The 5,640-nt window shown below is 62.3% G+C and carries 8 protein-coding genes and 1 pseudogene; 7 read left to right on the top strand and 2 right to left on the bottom strand.

Going from position 1 to position 5,640, the window contains the following annotated elements:
• Positions 1 to 293 (top strand): efflux RND transporter permease subunit (locus ACR2J1_RS02525; RefSeq protein ID WP_434017781.1); only part of this gene is annotated, 293 nt, incomplete at its 5' end.
• Here ACR2J1_RS02525 and ACR2J1_RS02520 read toward each other — a convergent pair.
• Together ACR2J1_RS02520 and ACR2J1_RS02515 are read right to left on the bottom strand one after the other, a co-directional pair.
• Positions 282 to 569: pseudogene (locus ACR2J1_RS02520) on the bottom strand (DUF411 domain-containing protein); the annotation flags it as partial. The gene ACR2J1_RS02525 and the pseudogene ACR2J1_RS02520 sit on opposite strands and share 12 nt — an antisense overlap.
• A gap of 279 nt (positions 570 to 848) precedes the next feature.
• Positions 849 to 1,238 carry a hypothetical protein gene (locus tag ACR2J1_RS02515; RefSeq protein WP_434017780.1) on the bottom strand — a complete coding sequence of 130 codons (390 nt, stop codon included), beginning with the start codon at positions 1,236 to 1,238 and terminating at the stop codon, positions 849 to 851.
• 105 nt (positions 1,239 to 1,343) lie between these two features.
• Here ACR2J1_RS02515 and panB point away from each other — a divergent pair, with 105 nt between their 5' ends.
• The 6 genes from panB to ACR2J1_RS02485 form a co-directional block, all read left to right on the top strand.
• The gene (panB, locus tag ACR2J1_RS02510) at positions 1,344 to 2,279 is read left to right on the top strand and encodes a 3-methyl-2-oxobutanoate hydroxymethyltransferase (protein WP_434017779.1); all 936 of its coding nucleotides are present in this window, start codon (positions 1,344 to 1,346) and stop codon (positions 2,277 to 2,279) included.
• Between the two features lie 109 nt (positions 2,280 to 2,388).
• Positions 2,389 to 3,033 (top strand): GntR family transcriptional regulator, encoded by a 645-nt coding sequence (locus ACR2J1_RS02505; RefSeq protein WP_434017778.1) that lies wholly within the window; start codon positions 2,389 to 2,391, stop codon positions 3,031 to 3,033.
• Positions 3,034 to 3,167: 134 nt separating this feature from the next.
• Positions 3,168 to 3,467 (top strand): DUF6166 domain-containing protein, encoded by a 300-nt coding sequence (locus ACR2J1_RS02500; protein ID WP_434017777.1) that lies wholly within the window; start codon positions 3,168 to 3,170, stop codon positions 3,465 to 3,467.
• A 63-nt stretch (positions 3,468 to 3,530) separates the two neighbouring features.
• Complete coding sequence (gene dctP, locus ACR2J1_RS02495) at positions 3,531 to 4,574, top strand: TRAP transporter substrate-binding protein DctP (protein ID WP_434017776.1); 1,044 nt, start codon at positions 3,531 to 3,533, stop codon at positions 4,572 to 4,574.
• A 69-nt stretch (positions 4,575 to 4,643) separates the two neighbouring features.
• Positions 4,644 to 5,180: a TRAP transporter small permease subunit gene (locus ACR2J1_RS02490; protein ID WP_434017775.1), complete on the top strand. Its 537-nt coding sequence runs from the start codon at positions 4,644 to 4,646 to the stop codon at positions 5,178 to 5,180.
• Positions 5,181 to 5,640 (top strand): TRAP transporter large permease subunit (locus ACR2J1_RS02485; protein ID WP_434017774.1); only part of this gene is annotated, 460 nt, incomplete at its 3' end.

Raw genomic sequence — 5,640 nt, 5'->3', positions numbered from 1 at the left:
CGCGCGAAGACCTTCACGCCGCGATTATGTCGGGTGCGGTCGAACGCGTGCGTCCCAAGATGATGACAGTCGTTGCCATCATGGCCGGTCTATTGCCGATCATGTGGAGTACCGGCACCGGCTCCGAAGTCATGCAGCGCATCGCGGTGCCGATGATCGGCGGTATGGTGTCGTCGACGTTGCTCACGCTGATCGTTATTCCCGCGATCTACGCCGTAGTGAAGGGCGTTGCGCTCCGGACGCCGCGTGTGCTGACGCACCAGGGTCGAACCGACCCAACCTTAACCTCTTAGCTCGCGCGCGCCCTCGAAACGCGCAAACACACGCTTGCCAAAAGCACCGAACAGCACAACGTCATAAACGTCCGCTTGCGCCCCAGCGACCTCCATGCCGGGCGAGCCAACCGGCATTCCCGGCACCGCAAGCCCCTTCCCTTGCGGTTTCTCGGCGAGCAAGCGCCGAATGGCCACGGCAGGAACATGGCCCTCGATTACATAATCCGCGATCTCCGCGGTATGACAGGAGGCCAAGTCGTTCGGCACACCAAGCTTGGCTCTTACCCGGTTGAGGGCGGTGGTCTCCGCGCTGGCACGTCTCGAGCGTGGCCAATCTGCTCGTGCGTGCGCAGAAGCTCGAAGCGCTGCGCTGACAGCCTTTTATAGACGGGACTTATCGAGAGGACGGCCGACGCAAGCCTAAGCCTGCCAAGAATCAACAGCCAAAGAAGACCACCCTCGACGCCGTAGCTCTGCTACTGACCACGCCATGGCGGCAAAGTCCATCGTCCCGGGGAAGCTGACGGTGAGGTCCAGTTGATCGAGCGCAGCACGTTGCACGACGCCCTTGAGTTAAACCTGAACGGGCGTCAAGGCGATCCAAACCATCGCGAGGGTAACAAGGACGCCAAGGGCCGCGAACGCGATAAGCGCCCCACGGCCATCGACGAAGCGATCCGGGAGCGGCTGCAGCGCGAACGGCGCGGCGAGAACCACTGCTCCACCACCGATGATGGCCGCGAACCACGGCACGGTTCGCCACGCGATCGCGATGCCGATACCCAAGCAGATCAGCGCCACCAAGACGGTGCCGAACAGGATCGTGGCGCCGGTTGCGGAGCGCAGCGCCGGCGACCGGTTCTCGTGCGGGAACTGCCCGCTCGCTGCCAATCCGAGCAAAGATACTGTGCCCACGAGCGCCATGAAGAGCAGGAGCGGAAGCATCGATTCGCTTGGCACCATGGATCGCTCCGCCCTCGTCCTGCTCGTCTTCTCTTGACCCCCGGAAATCTCTCTTCGTAACATACGAGACATATATTAGAATCATGCGCAAGGCTGGGGGGCGAAATGTCGGCACGGAAAGTTAAGTCGGCTTCAGCGGCGCCTACGCCACCCGCGAAATCTACGGGCGCCCAAGCGAGCGACACGCGCCAGAAGCGCACCATTACGGAAATCCGGGACTCCAAGAAGACCGGCGAGAAGATGGTCTACATGTCGGTGCCCGACTACACCTCGGCGAAATGGGCCGAGATAGCCGGCGTCGATGTCGCCGTCATCGGCGACAGCCTCGCCATGGTGGCGCACGGTCATCCAAGCACCATCCCGGCGACGATGGACATGATGATCATGCATGCGCAGGCCGTCCGCCGCGGCGCGCCTAACACTTTCTCGCTCGGCTGCATGCCTTATCAAAGCTACAATACGGTAGACACCGCGCTGAAGAATGCCGCGCGCTTCATGCAGGAGGCGCTGTGCGATGCGGTGAAGCCGCAGGGCGGAAGATCGCAGGCGCATATTCTCAAGACGCTGGTGGACGCCGGTATTCCGACGGCGTCGCATATCGGTCTGACGCCGCACACCATTGCGATGTTCGGCGGTTTCAAGATCCAGGGCCGCACCGCAGACGCCGCCATGAAGATCCTGGAAGACGCGCTGGCGATCGAGGATGCCGGCTGTTTCATGCTCGAATTCGAGGCCGTCCCCGCCAAGGTCGCCACGCTGATTTCGCAACAGCTCACGATCCCGACAATCGGCATCGGCGCCGGCGTGGGATGCGACGGCCAGATACTGTTGTGCTACGACCTTTTGGGCGTGTTCACCGATTTCAAACCAAAGTTCACCAAACGCTACGGCAAGCTCACCGACGTCGCGGTTGCCGGCATTCGGCAATACATCACCGAGGTCAAGGACGGCTCGTTCCCCGACGATGACCATTCCTATAGGGTGAGTGACGCCGAATACGAGAAGTTCGCCACGATGGTTGCCAAGCGAAAGCATATCTGAGGTGTCGCGTGCCCCGGCAAAGGCCGCTGCCAGGGCACCCGCTGCGCGAAGAGGGCGTTCCGCAACGCGGTCGTCGCGTAAGCCGGCGGTACGTGCCGATCCGGATCTGGTGCAGCGTGTCGAGACCCTGACCGAACAGGCCTATCGGGCGATCGAGGAACGGATCGTCACCTTGCGGCTCAAGCCAGGCGACATCCTGTCCGAGCAGGTGTTGTCGGCGACGATCAGAATCGGCCGGACCCCTATCCGCGAAGCCCTGCAGAGGCTGGCGCTGGAAGGACTGGTAATCATCCTGCCCCGCAAGGGGATTCTAGTGTCGGACATGAACCCACGCAACCAGCTCCTGGTCCTCGAGGTTCGCCGCGAACTCGAGCGGCTGCTCAGCCGCTCGGGCGCGGATCGCGCGACGGCAGAGCAACGTGCACACTTCCTCGACATCGCTGCTGGCATGGATCGGGCGGCCAAGACCAACGACGACATCACCTTCATGCGGCTGGACCGCGAACTCAATCAACTTGTCATCGAGGCTGCGCACAACGATTATGCGGCGCGCTCCATGAAGCTGCTGCAAGGCCTGTCGCGCCGGTACTGGTACATGCATTACCGCGTCGCGGCAGACCTGCCGCTGTGTGCGCGGTTGCATGCCGCGCAGGCGCGCGCGATTGCACAAGGCGACCGCAAGCTCGCGGCACGCGCTTGCGACGATCTACTGGACTACACCGAGAGCTTTACGCGCGCGACGGTGTCAGTTTGAGTCCAAGCAGCGGCGACCTTGTGCCGACCTGCGTGCAACTTAAGCCCCTACATTGCGCCGCTCGTGAAACCAGCTATTATTCGCAGATATATCAGTGCTCCGGGTCCGGAGCGGATCGAGCAGACGCCCGGCGAATGAAGATCTATGAGGGGAAACGCACCATCGACGGTCTGGTTGTCACCGTCGACGGTCGTCCGCTCCACGAGCGCTACGAAGTGAAGTCGTTCACCCGGTACGGCTTCGAGTGGACCTACGAGGGCGACAGTCCGCAGCAGCTTTCCCTCGCGATCCTGGCGGATCATCTGGACGACGATGCCCGTGCGCTTGCGCTCTCGGAAGCCTTCATGAAGCGCATCGTCGCCAATCTGGACAATGACTGGACACTGACCGGCGAAGACATCGACCAGGCGCTGAAGGAGATCGATCAAACATAAGCGCGGACGGTTACCCGCAACACAGAAGAAACTACCGAGGAAACGTCAAACGGAGGGAAAGCGATGAAAAGAGTCACCCTAGCCTGCGTGGCCGGCCTGTCCGCGTTCGCGCTCGCGTCTGTCAATGCTCCGGCCGCGGAGCATAACTGGAAGATGCAGACCGAATGGGGCGGTGGCCCGCTGATGGATCTGGGCGCCAAGGCGTTTGCCGAGCGCATCAAGTTCCTGACCGATGGTCGCATCGCAGTGCAGGTGCTGCCGGCCGGGACGCTTGCGAAGGGACTGGAGGCGCGCACCGCGGTCGCCGCTGGCGTCGCGGAAGCCTGCCATACCTGGATGGGATACGACTGGGGCAAGGACAAGACGGTGGTCTTGTTCGGCGGTTTCTCCGGCTCGATGGACAGCGAGCGCATGCTGCACTGGCTCTACGAGGGAGGGGGCGCGGAACTGCAGCGCGCCTACAACGACGAGAAGTTCGGCATCGTCTCGATGCCGATGTTCGCGCGCACCGCGGAGGCATTCCTGCATTCCCGCAAGCCGGTGCGCACGATGGAGGACTTGAAGGGGCTGAAGCTCCGCACCGCCGGCGCGTGGCTGGAAATCTCCAAATCGCTGGGGGCGGCATCGCTCACGACGCCAGGCCCCGAGACCTATCCGATGCTGGAGCGCGGCGCCATCGACGCCACCGAGTGGGGCACGCTCTACGAGAACATCTCGATGGGTTTCCACAAGATCGCGAAATACGTGATCATCCCCGGCGTGCATCAGCCTTCCGCGCCGTTCGAGCTCTGCGTCAACAAGGCGGCGTGGGGCAAGCTTTCCGATCGCGACAAGAAGATCGTCGAGATCACGGCCCGGCAGGTGACGATGGAGAGCTGGATGCGGGTCGGCGCCGAGGACGCCAAGGCGCTCAAGTTTTACCGCGAGCAAGGCAACGAAATCATCGAACTCTCGCCCGAGGTGCAGAGGGCGACCAAGGACATGTCGGTCAAATGGGCCGAGGAGCAGGCCAAGGACAACCCGTGGTTCAAGAAGGTGTGGGAGAGTCAGCGCGCCTTTGAGAAGCTGTGGGAGAACGCATCCACCTACCGCAACGTGAAGTACTAGACGCGCGATCGGCTTGCCGCAGGGCCGGAGCGCGGTGCTCCGGCCGTAACTTTGTGGTTCGGGGGCTTTATGGGAGCGTTGCTGCGCCTGATCGAGCGGGTCTCGGTCGCGAGCGGTGAGACCACCGCGTGGCTCGTCGTGCCGCTGATCCTGGCGACGGTCTATGACGTCGGCGCGCGCTACATATTCAATGCGCCGACCCAATGGGCCTATGAAATCGGTTACATGGTGATGGGGGCGCATGCGCTGCTCGGCATCGCCTATACGCTGCGCGAAGGCGGGCACATCCGCATCGACTTCTTCTCTCAGAAGTTTTCGCAGACCAACAAAGCAATCATCGATCTGGTCGGCTATGCGGTGTTCGTGCTGCCGTGCTTGACTTGGGTGACCTACGCCTTGTGGGATTACTGGCTGCGGGCGTTCCGCGCCGACGAGCTCTCTGGCCAGTCTGCCTGGAATCCGGTGATCTGGCCGTTCCGGTTGATGTTCTTCGTCGCGTTCGTGCTGTTAATCCTGCAGATCGTGGCGGAGATCATCAAGGCAATCCTGTTTCTGACCGGGAAACGCACCCGCTACGAACCCGAAGCCGTGGTAGAGACTCCGTAGATGCTCGGCTCCGCCTCGCTGCTGATGTTTCCGGCGCTGCTCGCCGCCTTGTTCATCGGATTTCCCGTCGCCTTTGCGATGATCGCGGTCGCCTTTTCGTTCGGCTATTGGGCGTTCGGACCTTCGATCATCTTTCAGTTCGTGCAGAAAATCGACGCCATGGCGTCGAACTTCGTGCTGGCGGCGGTGCCGCTGTTCATCTTCATGGGGGCGATGCTGGAACGTGCCGGCATTGCCGAGCGGCTGTTCGAAGCGATTCATCTTTGGACGCGCCGGCTACCCGGCGGCCTGGCGATCGGCACCGTCCTGATGTGCGTCGTGTTCGCCGCGTCTTCGGGCGTGATCGGGGCGACCGAGACCGTGGTCGGGCTGCTCACGATCCCGGTGATGCTGAAATACAAGTACGACAAGGCCCTGATTTCGGGCGTGATCTGCGCGGGCGGCTCGCTCGGCACCATCA

The sequence above is a fragment of the Methyloceanibacter sp. genome (genome assembly GCF_050999895.1).
Lineage (GTDB): Bacteria > Pseudomonadota > Alphaproteobacteria > Rhizobiales > Methyloligellaceae > Methyloceanibacter.
The sequence above is the reverse complement of the archived record's forward strand: the minus strand, read 5'-3'. Positions and strand labels throughout refer to the sequence as shown.

Bases quoted from the DNA above. Each gene is read 5' to 3' on its own strand.
- ACR2J1_RS02515 (WP_434017780.1), bottom strand. From the start codon at position 1,238: ATGGTGCCAAGCGAATCGATGCTTCCGCTCCTGCTCTTCATGGCGCTC.
- panB (WP_434017779.1), top strand. From the start codon at position 1,344: ATGTCGGCACGGAAAGTTAAGTCGGCTTCAGCGGCGCCTACGCCACCC.
- ACR2J1_RS02500 (WP_434017777.1), top strand. From the start codon at position 3,168: ATGAAGATCTATGAGGGGAAACGCACCATCGACGGTCTGGTTGTCACC.
- dctP (WP_434017776.1), top strand. From the start codon at position 3,531: ATGAAAAGAGTCACCCTAGCCTGCGTGGCCGGCCTGTCCGCGTTCGCG.
- ACR2J1_RS02490 (WP_434017775.1), top strand. From the start codon at position 4,644: ATGGGAGCGTTGCTGCGCCTGATCGAGCGGGTCTCGGTCGCGAGCGGT.